This window comes from Haladaptatus salinisoli, from assembly GCF_020614375.1.
Classification (GTDB): domain Archaea; phylum Halobacteriota; class Halobacteria; order Halobacteriales; family Haladaptataceae; genus Haladaptatus; species Haladaptatus salinisoli.
Genome location: NZ_CP085330.1, coordinates 184,809 through 201,525 on the forward strand (window position 1 = coordinate 184,809; position 16,717 = coordinate 201,525).

A 16,717-nucleotide genomic window follows, 5' to 3' on the forward strand; every position below is an offset into this window, starting at 1 on the left:
CCTTCACTGCGAAAACGAGCGCGTCAGTCCGGCGATTCGGTCGCGTCATCGCCGTCTCGGAACTCCGCCACCGCGCGAACCGGCGCGCCGTCGACGCCGCCGACCGACAGCGGGAACGCGTACAGCGCGAACCGCTCCGGCAGGCCGGCGAGGCCGGTCAGGTTCTCCACGATGAGGCGGTCCGCTCCGAGGAGTTCGCGGTGGGCGGGCAGGCCCTCCGGTTCGTCGCCGCCGGCGTTCTCGGTCGGCGTGGGGTCGACGCTCGGGGCGTCGACGGCGACGTGGTAGTCGTGGTCGGCGCACCACGCGGCGGCGTCGCTCGCGAGGTACGGGTGGTCGAAGTAAGCGTCCGTTCCCCAGCGGGCGTCCCATCCCGTATCGAAGACGAGCATGTCGTCCTCGGTCGGTTCCGGAAGGGCGTCGCGCTCGATTGCGTCCCGCGCTCCCTTCCCGCGGCAGTCCACCAGCAGGGCGTCGAAGGAGAACGTCCCGATGGGGAACGAATCGAGCGGCCGCCCGTCGGGTTCGATGTGACGGGGGGCGTCGACGTGCGTGCCGCTGTGGGTTCCAAGTCGGAGGCGGGAGACCCGGTACCCGTCCGTCTCGTGGGTCGCGTGAGGTTCGATTTCGACCGAAGGGTCGCCGGGGTACGCCGTCGTCGTCTCCAGCGGGTGCGAGAGGTCGCGGTACATCCCGTCCCCCTACTCGCGTCGGCGCGATAAATCCCGGCGCTCGAGCGTCGATTTATAAATCCCTTTACCATTACCGTCGAATCCGCCGTCGGGCTTCCTACTCCGATAGAAATATACTCTCAGGGTGGTCAAATACGGCAACGTCGCACATGACTGATGATTCACTGACGAGGATATCCACGGGAACGCCGGGACTGGACGAGATCGTGCACGGTGGGTTCATCGCAGAGCGAAGCTATCTTCTCCGCGGCGACCCGGGAACCGGGAAGACCATCTTGGGAATGAACTACCTCACCGCCGTCGACGCGGACGAGACGGCGCTGTTCGTCAATCTGGAGGAATCCGAGGACGACGTCCGCGCCAACGCGGCGGCGGTCGACATCGACCTCTCCGACGTCCACTTTCTCGATTTGAGTCCGGACTCCGACGTCTTCACCGAAGAGCAATCCTACGATATTTTCACGCCGAGCGAAGTCGAGCAGGAACCGCTGACGCAGGCGATCACCGACCGCGTCGAATCGCTCGACCCCGACCGCGTCTTCATCGATCCGCTGACGCGACTCCGCCATCTCACGTCCGACGAGTACCAGTTCCGAAAACAGGTCATCGCGCTGATGTACTATCTGAAAGAACAGGGTGCGACCATCCTCTTCACGTCGCAGCACAGCGACGAAACGTCGGACGACGACCTCCAGTACATCACCGACGGCACCATCGAACTCGAGCACGCCTCCTACGGACGAACCATCACCGTCCCGAAGTTCCGCGGGTCGTCGGTCAACGACGGGGTACACGCGATGCGAATCGAATCGGGCGGTATCTCGGTGTCTCCCGGACTCTCTCTGGACGCCTCTTCGCGCTCGTTCGACCTCGAACCGCTCTCGTCCGGCGTTCCGGAGTTGGACGAACTGCTCCACGGCGGCATCGAACGCGGCACCATCACCATCCTCAGCGGGCCGACCGGCGTCGGCAAAACCACCGTCGGCACGCAGTTCATGAAGGAGGCGGCGGGCCGCGGCGAACGCTCCGTCATCTACATGTTCGAGGAGACGAGCGCGACGTTCTTCGAGCGCAGCGAGGCCATCAACATCCCCGTCAGCCGGATGCAAGAGCAGGATTCGCTCACGGTCGAGGAAGTCGAATCGCTCGACCGCTCCGCGACCGAGTTCGCCGATACGGTTCGGCAGGAGGTCGAAGCGAACGACACCAGTATCGTCATGATAGACGGTATCGACGGCTACAAACTCTCGCTCCGGGACGACGACGAGCGCATGCTGATCAGCAAACTCCACACGCTCTGTCGCTACCTGAAGAACGCGGGCGTCACCGTCATCCTCGTCGACGAAATCGACACCGTCACCGGCGAGTTCCAGGCGACCGAGGCCGGCATCAGCTACCTCGCCGACAACATCGTCTTCCTCCGCCACCTCGAAACGACGGGCGAGATGCGGAAGGCCATCGGCGTCCTGAAAAAGCGCACGAGCGACTTCGAGCGCACGCTCCGGGAGTTCCGCATCACGGAGCACGGTATCATGGTCGACGAACCGTTGAACGAGCTCAGCGGCGTCCTCACCGGTTCACCCGAGCAGGCATCGGAACAACCTGCGACGCGGCCGGGAGACGCTCGATGAGCGACGCGGCTCTCATCTTCGCGCTGGGAAAACAGGAGCGCAACCTCGAACTGCTCGCCGACCTCCTCAAAGACGGCGGTTACGACGTGGAGATAGCGACCTCCATCACGGAGTTCGACCGCCTCCTCGAACGGCGGGACGACGTCACCATCGCCGTCCTCGACGTGGACGGGTTCACCGAGGATATCTGGAAGCGGTGCAAGCAACTCAACGACCGCGACATCTCCATGCTCGTTCTCGCCGCGCAGATTTCTCCTCACATGCGTCAGAAAGCCATCAGTCGGGGCGCGCAGACGCTCCTCGAGAAACCGATCGAGAAGGCGGACCTGCAGGCGACGATACGGGGACTGATGGAGTACATCCGGATGAACCGATAAACGACCTCGGTTTCGTTCGGCGGGGGGACCGATGACGAGTAGGCGACCGTCCGAGGGGGGCGGCGCGGAGAGGGCCGAAGCGGTGCGGGGGACGGGACGGTGTTCGCTACGTCGTCATCGATTAGTGATTCTCCGACGGGGTAATTCAGTACTACCCGAAAACTATCGATAGTATAGAAACTAACCGTACTATTCAGACCGTCGGAGTTTGTGTCGGAACGCCCGGAGCACGTCCCTCCCCGTCTCGGTCAGCGTCACCTGTTTCTGTCGACCCACCTTCCGGACTTCGACGTATCCGTCCTCGGTCAGCGGGTCGACGATGTTCGCGTTGAGCAGGGCGAACTTCGCCTTGTCGTTCGCGGGGTTGCTGTCCGCGATGAACGCCAACCCCGATTCCTCGGCGAACTCGATGATGTCCTTCTTCTTCGGCGTGTACACGTCCGTATCAGCCTCGTCGAGGTAGTCCATCGCGGCCACTTGGTCGCGCGTCGGCGACTCGATGGGGTAGGTCGGGAGCACCTCCTCGCCGACGTAGCCGTAGCTCTGGCGTTCGTCGCGGTCCTCGTACGTGTACCCCTCGGGATGGACGTAGTAGGCGGTCGCGTCCGTCGCCATGCAAGCGATGGCCGCGCCGACCGCGGAGAGCTTCGACCCGCTGGCGACGTTCACGCGCACGATGTCGTCTTCGTGTTCGGAGACGAGCGTGGTGACGACGCCGAGGACGGCGTAGATGTCGAGCAGATCGACGGTTCGCGTCCGCACGTCGACGCCTTCGTCGTCGAGCGCCGCCTTCAGTTCGTCGTGATAGTTGGGTCGTTCCGCCGGCGATTCGTCGTGTTCGAGGAGGTAGAGCACGTCGACGCCGTGCTCCCGGACGGGGCCGAGTATCCGGTCGTACTCGAACCCCAACGGCGCGATGTGGACCTCGTCGATGGAGCGCATCGTGCGGCCGTTCGCGTCCGTCCGCTAAAAGCCGGCGGGTTCCGCCGGCGCGAGGCGTTTCGTCACGATACCGCGGTCAGCGACCCGGTCGCTCGCCGGTCGGATCGGAAGACCTAAGGTGCTGATAGTTTGACGAATAGAGAGTAGAGGCTCATGACCCGCTGGCTCGTACTCCGGGCGGTTTTTGATCCCCACAAGCGCCACGCTGCGTGAGAGGTCGGCTAGCAGCAGCACCCGGGTCGCCTCACTACGTGTTCCGTAGTCGCAACTTCTTCGTAGAACACACACGCACATGCCGACACTCACCGAGTTCCCGGCCACCGAGCGGTCGGAACGAAGCCGAAGACGGGACCGGTTCACGACTCGAACCGACTCCCGTCGACGTACAGCCAGCAGCTATCGCGTTCGATCACCCGCCTGCCGCGTTCGACGGAGCGGGCGGTCCGGTCGCCTTCACCGACGGGACGAGCGCGCAACCGACGTTCGTCGAGGTCGCGGAGATGAGTGACCGCGTAGCGCCGGCGCAGGCGACGGACGAGAGTCGCCCGTCGCTCCGAAGAAATCGGAATTTCCTGCGACTCCTGTTCGGGCGGTTGGTGACGAACGCCGGGGATAGCCTCTACGCCGTCGCGGCGATGTGGTTCGTGTACGAACTCACCGGTTCGACGGTGTACACCGGCATCGCCGAGTCGTTGCTCCTCCTCCCGCTGGTGTTGCAGTTCCTCTCCGGGCCGCTCGTCGACCGGTGGCCCATCGTTCGCGCGCTCGTGTCGATACAACTCGTCCAAGCCCTCGCCGTTCTCTCGCTCCCCGTCGCCGCGCACACGGGGAACCTGACGGTCGAACTCCTCCTGGTGACGATTCCGCTCCTCGCGCTGCTGAATCAGTTCGTCTATCCGGCACAGAGCGCCGCGCTCCCCCGAATCGTCTCCGACGACCAACTGACGCGCGCCAACTCGGCGTTCTCGTTCACGCTCCACGGATTGGATATGCTCTTCGAGGCGCTCGGCGGGATGCTCATCGCCCTCGTCGGCGCGGCATCGCTCTTCGTGCTCGATTCGGTCACGTTCGTCGTAGCGGCGCTCTCGTTCGTCGGCGTCCGGCTTCCGCCGACGGAGAGCCCGGTCGAAGGAGCCGACGAAATCGACGTGTCGGAGTATCTCGCCGACATGGCCGACGGAGTCCGGTGCTTGCGCGGGTCGGTGTTCGTCGAAATGACGCTCGCGACGATGGTCGTGAACTTCGGTACCGGGATGACGCTCGCGGTCCTGCCGAGTTTCGCGGACCTCCGGGCGGGACCGGCCCTCTTCGGAGCGATGCTCGGCGCGCTCGGCGTCGGAAGGGTACTGGGCGCGGCCGTCGCACCGAAACTGGAGACCGTGAAACTCGGTCACGTGAAAATCGTCGGCTCCGCCGGCGGTTGCCTCCTGTGGCTCGGGGCGGTGTACGCACCGTGGCCACCCCTCGCCGTCGGCCTGTTCGCCCTCGCTTGGGTTCCGGCCGGCGTGTCGAACGTGATGGGGAACACGCTGGAGCAGACGGTCACGCCGAACCGCCTGCTCGGTCGCGTCGCTTCCGTCACCGCCAGCGCATCGACGCTCACGTTGCCCGTCGGTGCCCTGCTCGGCGGCGTGGCGGGAAGCGTGATCGGAACTCCGAGCACGATGGCGATAGCCGGGTCGACGCTCGGATTCGCGAGCCTCGTCTACGCGGTACGGCCGCGTTTACGTCGCCTTCCGGCGATGAACGACATCGATCCGGAGGAGTTCGATATCGGTCTCGATTCGCCGCCGGAATCGGAAGAATCCGACGGAGGGTAGGCGCACGGTACGGCCAAAACGTCGACCCTCCGGGCCGCGCCGGAACCGACCTTTCGGCTCCGCGGGAACGAGAGTTCTCCGTCGTAGGTTTTTCCCCGGTGAGCCAGCGCCGATCCTCCGTCGCCAACGTCGCATTCTTGCGGCATGCCGTGCTCCAGTTCCACCGATATCGCCCCCGGCGGACAAGGGTAACTGTTCGAAATAGCGGAACATCCTACACCGGTCCGAAACGCTATTTATTTCGATGCGCGAGTATGGACGTGACGGGGTGGCAATCGGCGCGCAACCAGCGTCGTACCGGACCGGGGTTACTAGGAACGAGCACGAATGAGCGAGACGAAACGCGAAGCGACTCGCCGGTATCGGGGGCACGCAACGCCGGACAGACTGGTGGAAATCGCCCTCTTCTTCCTTAAAATCGGTATCGTCGGCTTCGGCGGGCCGCTCGTACACATCGCCATGATGGAAGACGAACTCGTCGGCGAGGGGAGCAAAGGGTGGACGGACGAGGGCATTTTCATGGAGGGCTTGGCGATTTGTAACATGCTCCCCGGCCCGGCGTCCACGCAACTCGGAATCTTCATGGGGTGGGTGTACGCCGGTATCGCCGGCGCGCTCGTCGCCGGGTTCTGTTTCATGCTTCCGACGTTCGTCATCGTCGTCGGCTTCTCGTACCTCTACTTCGCCTACCGAACGCTCCCGTCGCTCGAAGCGTTCTTCTACGGCATCAATCCGGTCGTCATCGGACTCATCGTCGGCGCGTCGTACTCGATGGCCCGCAGTGCGCTGAAAGAAGCCGACGACGATATCGAGTTTTTCATCGGGAGCGACGAGTGGGTCGTCGACTACAAACTCCTCGCGATACTCGTCGGGGCGCTCGTCGCGACGATCGCGCTCAACCCGAATCCGGTGATCGAATTCGTCGTCGCGGGCGTTATCGCGGTCGGCATCTATCGTCCCGATTGGATTCGGTCGCACCGACGAACCGTGTCGGTCGCCGGCGCGGTCGGGGTCGTTCTCGCGGTCGTCTCCCTGCTCTGGAATCGAATTTCGGCGTGGCTCGGGCGGTCGGCGGGGCGCGCGCTCGAACGAAGTCCGCTCGCCGGACTTTTCCTCGCACTGTGGGCGAACCCGTGGATCAAGCTGTTCCTCTTCATGGTGTACACCGGTTCGTTCATCTACGGTGGCGGGTTGGTGCTCATCCCGTTCATCGAGAAGTACGTCGTGGGGGAGTTCGGATGGATGAGCGGCAAGGTGTTCGTCGACGGGATCGCGATCGGGCAGCTGTCGCCCGGTCCCGTCGTGATGACGACGGCGTTCATCGGCTACGAACTCATGCTCGACACGTACGGGAGCGTTCCGATCGCCGTTCTCGGGGCGTTCGTCGCGACCGTCGGTGCGTTCGGCCCGTCGTTCGTGTTCATCGTGGGATTCTTCCCGTACTTCGCACGAGTTCGCGAAAACCGGGTCGTTCGAACGGCGCTGGTCGGCGTGAACGCGGCGGTCGTCGGCGCAATTCTCGGTGCGACCGTGACGCTCGCGCGGGCGGGCATCGTCGATGCCGTCACCGCGCTGCTCGCCGTCGTCACGTTCGTTCTGTTCGTCCGCGGAGTGAGCGCCGTCTACCTCATCCTCGGCGGCGGCGGACTCGGTATCCTCGTCGGATACTTGGTCGCGTGAACGGTGGACGTACCGTTTCAAAACCGGTTACGAGATTTCCAATCCTGCTTCAAAAACACGAATTGAAACCAACAACGCTACCTGTAAGGTACGGTAGTATCGAACATGAATCGACGAACTCGGCTCCTCTCTCTCGGCGCGATACTCCTCCTTCTCGCGGCCGCGTTCGGAGTACAAGCGTACACGGCGGACACCTCGGCTCGAACGAGCAGAACGGATACGGGGGCGTACCCCGGAAACACGCTCATCAGCGTCCAAGATTACAAATTCGACGGATGTCTCGTCGAAGTCACCCCGAACGGAAACGTGGCGTGGGAGTACGACCCGCCGAACTCGCGGGTGTTCGACGCCGAACAGCTCGAAAACGGCAACATTCTCGTGGCGGTGACGACCAAACTCGCCCCGAAAAACTGCCCCGCGGAACAACTCGAAGTCAATTCGGATCAGTGTATCAAAAGCCGGGTGCTCGAACTCGATTACGAGACGAAAAGCGTCGTCTGGAAGTACACGTGGTACGACGAGTACATCACCCATCACGAAGTACACGACGTTGACCGCCTCGAAAACGGCGAAACTGCGATCATCGACATGGGGAACGACCGAGCGTTCACGGTCGATCGGAAGGGCGAGATTACGTGGGAATGGCACGCCGAGAACCATCTCGAAAACGGGACGACGTTCTACCAACGATACGGCGGTGATCCGAATCCGGGCGGTGAGAAAGACTGGACACACATGAACGACATCGACCGACTGGAGAACGGGAATTTCCAGATTTCGGTTCGGAACTTCGACGTCGTCATCGAGGTGAACCCGAAAACGAACAAAATCGTCGACGTCATCGGCGAACCGGGGAACCACAGTTTCCTCTACGAACAGCACAATCCCCAACGACTCGAAGAGTGGGGGACGGTACTCATCGCGGACAGCGAGAACCATCGAATCGTCGAGTACGACGTCGCGAGCGGCGAGCGCGTCTGGGAGTACGGCGGCGACGATATCCTCCTGTGGCCACGGGATGCCGACCGCCTGCCGAACGGGAACACGCTCATCACGGACTCGCTCCACAATCGCGTCTTAGAAATCGACGAAAACGGAGACATCGTCTGGGAGTACAGCGGCGTGGATTTGCCGTACGCTGCCGACCGGTTGAGCGTTCCCGAGGAGGGCGGAGAGACCGTTCCCGGTTGGCAACTCGAAAATCGCACGGCGAACGCCGGTAGCGTCGTCGGAACGGTGCGACAAATCGAAGGGTGGGCGTCTTACGTCTTCCCGACGTGGGTGAAATTGCCGGAGTTACTCACGCTCGTTGCGGGCGCTCTCGTGCTCCTCGCGATGGTAGTCGACCTGTCGATTTACGGCCTATCGGCCCTCAAACGGTATCGGGACTAGTTTCCGTTCGTTACGCTATCGGCGAGTAGACGATGGAACAACCGCTTCACTGTCGTGATAGCGGGGCGAAGATTCCGAATTCGCGCGCCCGTCGAACCGCTGAATGTGGACTCTCCCGATTCGATTTCGCGGACGCCGAGGTTCGCGGAGAACGTCGCAGTTGTCAGCGGCTAACGCTGCGCGATTCGAGAAAACCGACCTGTTCGAAGGACGAGGGCACGGCGTCCGTCGTATCGCTCTCCTCGGAAGAACGCAATTTGATATAGCGAAAAGAAGTTTATATAATCGAAATCGGACGGCCCGAGTCTTCAGAGCGATGATTTCGACGTACCCCCGTTTTCTCGATACACTTCCGCTTAGTTCCATAAGCGGAAGTGAAACCACCAGGTCGCTGCCCTCTGAGAAGCATACAACCGACTATCGCCAGTGTGAGCCGGTTCTCCGTTGCAGATTCAGGATCAGAGTGAGAGTTCGTTCCACGCGACGGGGCGTTCTCGGCGATGTACTGTGGAGCCACTCTAGGAGCTGTAAGCACTCATCGTTGAGAGAGCGCGACTTCCCCCTCGATGTATCTGGAATCGATCTCCCCTTCTTGAGAATGAGAATACGGCCATCCATCACCGAGACCGAGATGCGGAAACTGAAGATGTGGTAACACCAGGGGAATTGATAACGTAGCTGTGGTTCTTAAGCAGTAGATTGACATCCGAAAAATCATTAGCAAAAACAATATTATACACTTTAATACCAGCGGTTGATGAAATAACTTCTTAATCTAGTAGCTTATCCTAATAGCTGGATGTTCAGGAAAGTTAATGGCGTTTCGAGGCGGAACATACTCAAAGTAGCAGGCGGCTCCCTCGGTGCAGTCAGCATCGGAGGGTTTGCCACAGCAAAGCCAGACGAGACTGTCGAAGTGAATATCGGCTACAAGTCACAGGCGGGCCGGCAAGCTGCACAGAACGCAGCCAGCGACGTTGTTCGTGAGTTTAAGTTTGACGCGCTCACAATTCGTGCACCAAAACAAGCAATAACAGGACTCCAACAACGTGGTGACCTCCGCTATGTTGAGGAGAATGGAACAGTCAAGGCACTCGCACAGACCCTCCCATGGGGAATCGATAGAGTTGACGCAGAAGTCGCTCATTCTAACGGGGAAACGGGCAGCGGCGCCGACATTGCCATCATTGATACTGGTATTGATAGCACTCACCCTGACCTACGAGCGAATCTTGGTACAGGCCAATCTTTCGTGACGACAGGCGGGTATCCAGCGTGGCAAGATGATAATGGGCACGGTACGCACTGTGCAGGGATCGTAGATGCAGTAAACAATAGTCAAGGAGTCGTCGGCGTCTCCACAGAGGCGACACTCCACGCAGTCAAAGTGCTCACCGCCGCTGGAGCTGGCTCGACTTCTGATGTCGCTGCAGGGATCGAATACACGGCTGACCAAGGGTGGGACGTCGGCAGTCTGAGCCTCGGTTCTGATTCTAGTTCCCAGACGCTCAAAGATGCGTGCCAATATGCACAGAACAAGGGTGTTTTACTCGTTGCGGCAGCAGGTAACTCCGGGCCGTGTACTGACTGCGTTGGCTATCCGGCTGCAAACTCATCAGTAATGGCCGTTAGTTCAACAAACAAAAATGACGGCCTCTCGTCGTTCTCCAGTCAGGGTTCAGAAGTCGAGATCGCTGCCCCAGGAAGTGACATTTATTCGACGTATATCGGAGGGACATATGCAACACTTTCGGGGACCTCAATGGCGTGTCCACACGTCTCCGGCGCCGCTGGGCAGCTCATGGCAAACGGCTACACCAACGACGAGGCCCGACAACAGTTGATAAGTACTGCCGAAGACATCGGTCTTTCCGCGAATGAGAGTGGCGCAGGTCTCTTGGACGTGGCCGCCGCACTTGGCTTTGACTCCAGCGATAGCACCTAAGCTCCTATCCATTTTCGCCGTAAGCGGCAGTGAAACTACCCCGGCACCTCCGAATTAATCTGTGCGCAGTCTGTGTGTGTGTAGTTCTCATTCCACAGTTGCTGATTGCTTTTTCTGCCCTAACAGCTACCTTTCTGAACAGTGAGTTGTGATCATGAGTATCATTGTAGAGTTCACCATCGACAAGGAGGATCTGGCATTGGGACGGGCCTTGGCTGGTGCTGGCGATGTCCACATTGAACTTGAGAAGATTATCCCCGCCGGAGATACCCTTATCCCATTTTTCTGGGTAAGTGATCCGGATGAAAAGGGATTGGATGTAAGTGCCACCGAGAGCAAGCACGTCAAAAATCTCGTGCTGCTCGACACTCTGGGCAGCCACGCTCTCTACAAAGTCGAGTGGACGGGTGAGTACGAAGACCTCTTGGCCGGCATCGTTGAAACCGAAGGGACGATCCTTGAAGCGACGGGAACCAAGACGTGGCACTTCGTCCTTCGATTTCTTGATCACGACCACGTCGGACAGTTCTACAACTACTGTACCGACCACGGGATCCCGGTTCATATCGATCGCGTGTACACATTAACCGAGGAAGCACTGCGTGGGCGGATGTTCAAGTTGACGAACGAACAGCGCGAGGCGATTGTATTGGCACTCGATCGTGGGTATTTCAGTATTCCACGGGAGGTACAGATGCGAGCATTGGCCGACGAGCTTGGTATCAGCCAACAAGCGTTTTCGGAACGCCTCTGGCGTGGTCTCGAGAAGGTGCTCGCAAATCTCTTTCGATAATTCAAGCTTCGTTTTCTGGACGGAGTAATAAATTGCCTGTGCCCACAGCCAGTTTTCCTTTACCCCCTTGTCACCACTACCGAACTTATGATGAGGGAGACGATATTAGAGACGCAACTCAGGATACTGGCGAATGAGGATCTTCGCGACGGATGAAGTATACGATCAGTTTACAGGATGGCGCGGAGCTGGAACTCACCGAGATCGGAGTGGCGACCGAAGGTGATACAATCGCGTTTTCAGTCGAGGGCCGCATCGAAGAGATTAATGACGACCTCATAGAGGTCTTCGAGGGCAAGACACTCCAGCCGGTCGCGATCACGTTCGAAGCCGAAGAACCTGAGGAAGAATGAGCGGACCCTGAGAGTTATTCATGGTCGTCGTGGGGTATGAACTGGACGGACTGACGCTTAGAGAAATAGAGAGAAACGACGTTAGTTAGTATGCAATACTAACGGAAGATCTCTGCCCACTGATTCTAATCGCTCATCATCCACCGGCGTAGATCACGAGTATAGGGGTAGTGTCTGTGTTCCATAGAGGCCAGAACTTTACAACTAACACAGCCACCATGTTTATTTGTACCATGGCAGCAAGCCAACGAACAGTGTACCTTCGTCTGGTGTTGATGATTCAGCTAATTTTGGGTCGGACTCCTCCTGCCCGTCTGGATAGCTGCAAGTGGTGTGTTCTAAACCGACTCGATATTTTTCTTCACCACCCAAGAGTGCCGCTGTAATGATGCACGTTGGTTCGACGTAACTGGCAGTGAGATCAACCCTCTGGATTCATGCTACTGGAACACACACACCACACACTCGTGGGGAGAGTGTTTTGCCTGTCATCCACATGTCACTCACTTCCCCACCTTTCCCCCGATTTCTCGCGTGCCTTAGCCGATCGGCGTCGTTCTTCACCAACAATCCCAGTACCACCGCTCAAACATATGCGCAGGTGCTATTCGAGAATTTTTGACGGGCACTTCTATTTACCGGTGTAGTGAATTGTTCGAACAGAAGTAAGGTCAAATGACAACGACAGATACTAAAACAGACAAAAAGACAGCAAAAGACTCCGGCCCATTCACGGGCGGCCGGAGTTTTCTCACAGCGTGTATGGTTCTCCTCATCGGGGTTGCAGTGGCTCACTAGGCGTTCACGGATAGCAACTTGAGCGGGGTTATCTTCGCGCTTTAAATTTCCGTCTTCATCTTAACGGGAATCGGAGGACTTTGGTTCATTAACGTAATTCTGAGCTATCTTAAGAATTAGTACAAAATACTAACCAAAACTACCGGCTTGATCATGACGATCTTCTTTCTGGAAACGGCGAAGTGGCGCAGCTGACAATAGACTAATGTAATTTTGTTGGGCGGCCAGAGGCGGTCAGGGATAGCCATGCACAGCAGAACGGCGACTATAGTTACGGGCTGTGGGTTCACTGGTGCTGGTTTGAAGAGAGCGACGATCGTCCCCACACAGTTTTCGATCCGAGAGGGTAATAACGAGGACTTCTAGACAGATGGTGACATGGGACAATACGAAGAGAACTTGAGAAGCTTCCTGAGCGTCGCATGACTGGGTTGGAAGTGTACATTGAGGACGTGACAGGGGTACCGCTGTAACTGAGAATCGGCATCGACGGATACCGAGGGTGATGCCGAACGGGCTACGCAGTAGCCGGTGTTCGCGAGCACTGAACGCGTACGCCGGTGAGGGAACAGACCACCCTCTCAATTAGTAATGTGGTTACTCATCCTCGCGGACACGGGCGTAAAACCCGTCATCCTCCCATATTTCGAGCGTAACCCCTTTTATCTCGAGCTCGACGGAATGAATTGTGTCCGGGTGGTGAGCGAACAGGTCATTGAGGGCATCGGGATCAACGTGGTCGTAGAATCGGAACTCTGGTGAGTCTAAGTCAATGCTGTCGCAATCGGCCAGTGCTTCGAGGGCGATCTCACACGCGTTTGTTGGGGTTCGCCCGGTCGGTGTCTCATGCACAGCATCCGAATTTGAATGTCTCATGCTTTTCTCCGGGGTCCCAACACTGAGTGGTACACCTCTGGGAAAATTATTAAAAATAACGGCTAAAGTGAAACTGATGCGTGATACCACGACTCTCAGGTGAGGGCAAGATCATTCGCACTATTTAGTGATATACTCCGGGAGACGCCCCTTCGTGAAGTGCTCTTGCATCCCGTCTCTGGTTTTGGCGAGGTCAATTCTGATGTGAAGAGTCACGATCCGGCGGCTGTGCGGATTCCCAGTAGTAATCGAGCAGGTGGTCACCCCAGTGTCGTGCTTCGTCCGTTTCAGCGATGAATTCCGTTTGTGAGTCGTAGGTACCGTCCACTGTCGGAAGCGACAGCAGAAGACAATCCTCCGTAACGGTGACTGCAACTGACACATCGGTCACTCGAATCAGTTCGGTGGCGTCGAGCTGTGCAGAAGCCGTCTCCTTGAGTGAGACTCAATAAGACGGATTTCTGGATTCTCGACATTTTAACGGAGGGGAGAAATATCGCCGCCAACATCTCAATCCGTCTCGACCGTACCCGGACTTATATCAATTCGTGTATGCCGATTTTAACGGATTACGGTCTCATTAAGAAAATCGGGCCAAAGAAGAATAGCGGGCTATACGAACTCACTGAGAAAGGCCGTATCGCACTTGAGAGCCAGAATCAATACGACCCCGACGATACACAAGCGTTCGACGACCTCCTAGAACAGAAGCTCGCCGAGCGCGATGAGTAACACATTGCCGCGTACCGACCCTATGAGCACTCTACTGATCGTTGACGCGTGCAGAGATTTCACCGTTGGACCTCCAGACCGTCACGGTCACGTCGTGAATATCAAATTGGACGGATACATCTTCATCATGAGTATGAGCGAAAAGACTATTGAGCGCGTCCGGGTTGACGAAATCGTAGAGCGTTGAATCTCGCCTCTTAAAGCTAAAGCCATCGTACTCCTCCAGTGCCTCAACGATGATGGTACTCGCTTTAGGTTGCGTATCCTTCATTTGTTTTCTTGGACGGTCAAACATCCACTCTCGCGCTACGATTGGAGAGGAAAGCGAAAAACTGTTGGTAAATATTCATCAGTGAATAAGGATTGCATTATGGCAATGTTCTGTCCTTATCTCTAATTGGTTGTTTTTGTCACGTTTGATGGTACCTACGGCAGAACCGTTATCGCTCTGAGGTGGCTAAGGGGAGTGATGGCAGCGTTAGATAGAGTGTTTGACCTCTTCAGCGAAGAACGACGGCGGTACGCTCTTTACTTTCTTGAGCAAGAAAATGGCCCCGTCTCTGTAGATGAGGTGGCCGAGCAAATCGCTGAGTGGAAAACAAATCCCAGAACAGTACCTATCCCTGAGGAAAAATTCGACCAGATCGAAGTCGAACTCCGTCATAACCATCTGCCGAAAGCATCGGAAGCAGAGTATATCACCTATGACCCCAAGGAGGAGGTGGTGGAAATTACTGGGTCTCCTCCAGAGTTTAAAGCTATTATCTCTGTCGCCAAGGTTATCGAGCGACCTGAACGTGATCCCTAATAGGTTCTCGGAAGTTTTCTCTTACTGAGATCGCTGAGTTGCGGTCGAAGTATAGTGACACTATTGCATTCTCAATTGTTAGTATCTCGAGGCATAATTTGAATTTCCACCCCTCCATCACCCCAAAGCCTGACTGTTACATCATCGGTAGAAAACTCGACAGTGGTATTGGCATTAGCATTTTTTTGAAAGAGATTATTAAGGGCGTCTGGATCAATATCATCGTAAAGCCGAAACTCGGCCTTGGTTAAGTCCTCTCCCTTCTCTTTCTCAATTGCCTCAAGAACTGCGGTGCTCAATGTTTGGTCTTCGTTTGGATGGTAGCGGTCAACCTCGTCTTTCTCTTGAGTATCCATTGCATACTACCCTCGTAGGCAGTCTGCATAACCCCTCTGGCCGTTTACCTTTCTCTGATCGGCTATCGATTATTAAATGGGTTACTCCAAAGAAATCGACCTTTAACAGTCAGTGGGAAACGACGAGCGGCTGGTGTCCAAAATTAGTGACCGATCGTCACCTCTGGCGGACTACTCACCGACGATACGTCGGACTTGGTTGTATACGATGTCGAAACACCAGTAGAACACAACCACGCTCAGAAAAACACCGTTTGTGAACTTCGCCATATATTTTTCCCAAACAAGTCCAGTGAGATAATGTTCGGCGGATGGCAACCTCCGAACGGATCGAAGACGTTAGAATAATTTGTAATATATTGGTGTTGAATTTCCACCATTTCTGGAAAGATTAAATAGGATTGGAAAAGTCTCTAGACTATCCACGATGGAAAGAACAGAGTCACTCATCACGTACGTGCTTCGATCGACAGCACGAACAGACGTCCTCATAGCCATCGCAAATGGACAGTGCTCTGTTCAAATGCTGTTGGAGCAAGGACTTATGAGTGATTCAGCAGTGTACAATGCTCTTTCGGAACTCGAGAATCGAGGATTGATTTCCACTTCGGAGGCGAATGAGTACCGACTAACTGGAATCGGTTCGATTATCGTCAATTTCCTTCGTCGCCAACAGAAAATGGAAGAACTCATTCAGACCGATTCAGAATTCTGGCAGTCTCACGATATCACTGTCCTCCCACGCTCGTTTCAGTTTGATCTAACCGAACTGGTTTCTGGGTGGGTCGTTCGAGCAACTGACACCCGGCCCTCACGAGCAGAGTATGAGGTCGAAGACCGTCTAAAGGCGACAACTTCTGCATGCGTTGTGGAACCAGTGTATGACGACCGGCACATAACCGCATTACTCGATAACTGCGAGAGCTGTCGACTAGTGATGCCAGCGAACGTGCTTTCCTCGCTGCGTAACGACGAACTCCCAATCTCTGATTTTGGTGAGGATCTCGACATTCGTGTCGCCGATGTCTCGTTTGAGTTGGCAGTGACTGATGAGAATCTCTTACTCTCGCTTCCATTCTTCGATGGCTCGTACGACACGCATTCTAAGTTCGTGGCCGATTCAGAGCGAGCACGTAACTGGGGAAGAAAGGTATTCGAACAGATCTGGAGCGATGCAGAACGCGTCGATGACTTACACTGAGCCGTCTCGACCGAACGGCAAGTCACGAAGCGAATTGTAGAGTGCCCGCTTGCCATTATCGGCTAACCCGACCAGATGAATTGAGCTGTCTACTCGGCGCAGGACGTTGCTCGCCATCACCTCTGCCTCGTCATGCGAGGTTTCACGCAGCTCGACGATGTGCTCGGTGAGTTCGGTAAACACCTCTTCGCGTCCGAATGGAACGAGCGTGCGATTCATGGACAAAGGACGGAGCAGAACGATATTAGAGATGAGCCATCCCCAGAGTGAAAGTGTCGTCCTCAAAGCACGGAGGCTTGCACTTCGATACAACCAGAGAGA

The 16,717-nt window shown here is 57.0% G+C and carries 17 protein-coding genes and 1 pseudogene; 11 read left to right on the forward strand and 7 right to left on the reverse strand.

Annotated features, from left to right (window positions below; all coding sequences use genetic code 11):
* Positions 1-23: 23 nt before the first annotated feature.
* Entirely contained in the window at positions 24-692 is a 669-nt protein-coding gene (locus tag LIX00_RS21430) for a cyclase family protein (protein ID WP_227357073.1), read from the reverse strand.
* A gap of 149 nt (positions 693-841) precedes the next feature.
* Here LIX00_RS21430 and LIX00_RS21435 point away from each other — a divergent pair, with 149 nt between their 5' ends.
* Positions 842-2,323 (forward strand): ATPase domain-containing protein, encoded by a 1,482-nt coding sequence (locus tag LIX00_RS21435; RefSeq protein ID WP_227357074.1) that lies wholly within the window; start codon positions 842-844, stop codon positions 2,321-2,323.
* Positions 2,320-2,700, forward strand: a complete 381-nt coding sequence (locus LIX00_RS21440; RefSeq protein WP_227357075.1) for a response regulator — start codon at positions 2,320-2,322, stop codon at positions 2,698-2,700. Before LIX00_RS21435 ends, LIX00_RS21440 begins: the two co-directional genes overlap by 4 nt.
* Before the next feature lie 189 nt (positions 2,701-2,889).
* Here the strand turns inward: LIX00_RS21440 and LIX00_RS21445 are convergent, their stop codons facing one another.
* A complete protein-coding gene (locus tag LIX00_RS21445) occupies positions 2,890-3,642 on the reverse strand; it encodes an HFX_2341 family transcriptional regulator domain-containing protein (protein ID WP_227357076.1) in 753 nt (250 codons plus the stop codon).
* Positions 3,643-4,142: 500 nt separating this feature from the next.
* Here LIX00_RS21445 and LIX00_RS21450 point away from each other — a divergent pair, with 500 nt between their 5' ends.
* The 6 genes from LIX00_RS21450 (at position 4,143) to LIX00_RS21475 (ending at position 11,625) form a co-directional block, all read left to right on the forward strand.
* A complete protein-coding gene (locus tag LIX00_RS21450; protein ID WP_227357077.1) occupies positions 4,143-5,462 on the forward strand; it encodes an MFS transporter in 1,320 nt (439 codons plus the stop codon).
* A gap of 327 nt (positions 5,463-5,789) precedes the next feature.
* Positions 5,790-7,142 (forward strand): chromate efflux transporter, encoded by a 1,353-nt coding sequence (gene chrA / locus LIX00_RS21455; protein WP_227357078.1) that lies wholly within the window; start codon positions 5,790-5,792, stop codon positions 7,140-7,142.
* 105 nt (positions 7,143-7,247) lie between these two features.
* On the forward strand, positions 7,248-8,534 hold the full coding sequence (locus LIX00_RS21460) for an aryl-sulfate sulfotransferase (RefSeq protein ID WP_227357079.1): 1,287 nt from the start codon (positions 7,248-7,250) through the stop codon (positions 8,532-8,534).
* Positions 8,535-9,333: 799 nt separating this feature from the next.
* Positions 9,334-10,479, forward strand: a complete 1,146-nt coding sequence (locus LIX00_RS21465) for a S8 family peptidase (protein ID WP_227357080.1) — start codon at positions 9,334-9,336, stop codon at positions 10,477-10,479.
* Positions 10,480-10,633: 154 nt separating this feature from the next.
* A complete protein-coding gene (locus tag LIX00_RS21470; RefSeq protein WP_227357081.1) occupies positions 10,634-11,272 on the forward strand; it encodes a helix-turn-helix domain-containing protein in 639 nt (212 codons plus the stop codon).
* Between the two features lie 152 nt (positions 11,273-11,424).
* Positions 11,425-11,625, forward strand: a complete 201-nt coding sequence (locus LIX00_RS21475; protein ID WP_227357082.1) for a hypothetical protein — start codon at positions 11,425-11,427, stop codon at positions 11,623-11,625.
* Positions 11,626-13,020: 1,395 nt separating this feature from the next.
* Here the strand turns inward: LIX00_RS21475 and LIX00_RS21480 are convergent.
* Both LIX00_RS21480 and LIX00_RS26175 read right to left on the reverse strand, forming a co-directional pair.
* Positions 13,021-13,299 (reverse strand): HalOD1 output domain-containing protein, encoded by a 279-nt coding sequence (locus tag LIX00_RS21480; protein ID WP_227357083.1) that lies wholly within the window; start codon positions 13,297-13,299, stop codon positions 13,021-13,023.
* Between the two features lie 193 nt (positions 13,300-13,492).
* Positions 13,493-13,705: pseudogene (locus tag LIX00_RS26175) on the reverse strand (transcriptional regulator FilR1 domain-containing protein); the annotation flags it as partial.
* A gap of 146 nt (positions 13,706-13,851) precedes the next feature.
* Between LIX00_RS26175 and LIX00_RS26180 the strand changes: the two are divergent.
* Positions 13,852-14,031 (forward strand): hypothetical protein, encoded by a 180-nt coding sequence (locus tag LIX00_RS26180; RefSeq protein WP_368410782.1) that lies wholly within the window; start codon positions 13,852-13,854, stop codon positions 14,029-14,031.
* Between the two features lie 31 nt (positions 14,032-14,062).
* Here the strand turns inward: LIX00_RS26180 and LIX00_RS21495 are convergent, their stop codons facing one another.
* The gene (locus LIX00_RS21495) at positions 14,063-14,326 is read right to left on the reverse strand and encodes a HalOD1 output domain-containing protein (RefSeq protein ID WP_227357086.1); all 264 of its coding nucleotides are present in this window, start codon (positions 14,324-14,326) and stop codon (positions 14,063-14,065) included.
* A gap of 174 nt (positions 14,327-14,500) precedes the next feature.
* On the opposite strand from LIX00_RS21495, the gene LIX00_RS21500 reads away from it, so the two are divergent.
* Positions 14,501-14,839 (forward strand): DUF7344 domain-containing protein, encoded by a 339-nt coding sequence (locus LIX00_RS21500; protein WP_227357087.1) that lies wholly within the window; start codon positions 14,501-14,503, stop codon positions 14,837-14,839.
* Between the two features lie 71 nt (positions 14,840-14,910).
* Here LIX00_RS21500 and LIX00_RS21505 read toward each other — a convergent pair whose 3' ends face one another.
* Entirely contained in the window at positions 14,911-15,195 is a 285-nt protein-coding gene (locus tag LIX00_RS21505) for a HalOD1 output domain-containing protein (protein WP_227357088.1), read from the reverse strand.
* Between the two features lie 544 nt (positions 15,196-15,739).
* Here LIX00_RS21505 and LIX00_RS21510 point away from each other — a divergent pair.
* Positions 15,740-16,396 (forward strand): helix-turn-helix transcriptional regulator, encoded by a 657-nt coding sequence (locus LIX00_RS21510; RefSeq protein ID WP_227357089.1) that lies wholly within the window; start codon positions 15,740-15,742, stop codon positions 16,394-16,396.
* Here the strand turns inward: LIX00_RS21510 and LIX00_RS21515 are convergent.
* Entirely contained in the window at positions 16,388-16,615 is a 228-nt protein-coding gene (locus LIX00_RS21515; RefSeq protein WP_227357090.1) for a hypothetical protein, read from the reverse strand. The genes LIX00_RS21510 and LIX00_RS21515 overlap by 9 nt on opposite strands.
* Positions 16,616-16,717 lie beyond the last annotated feature (102 nt).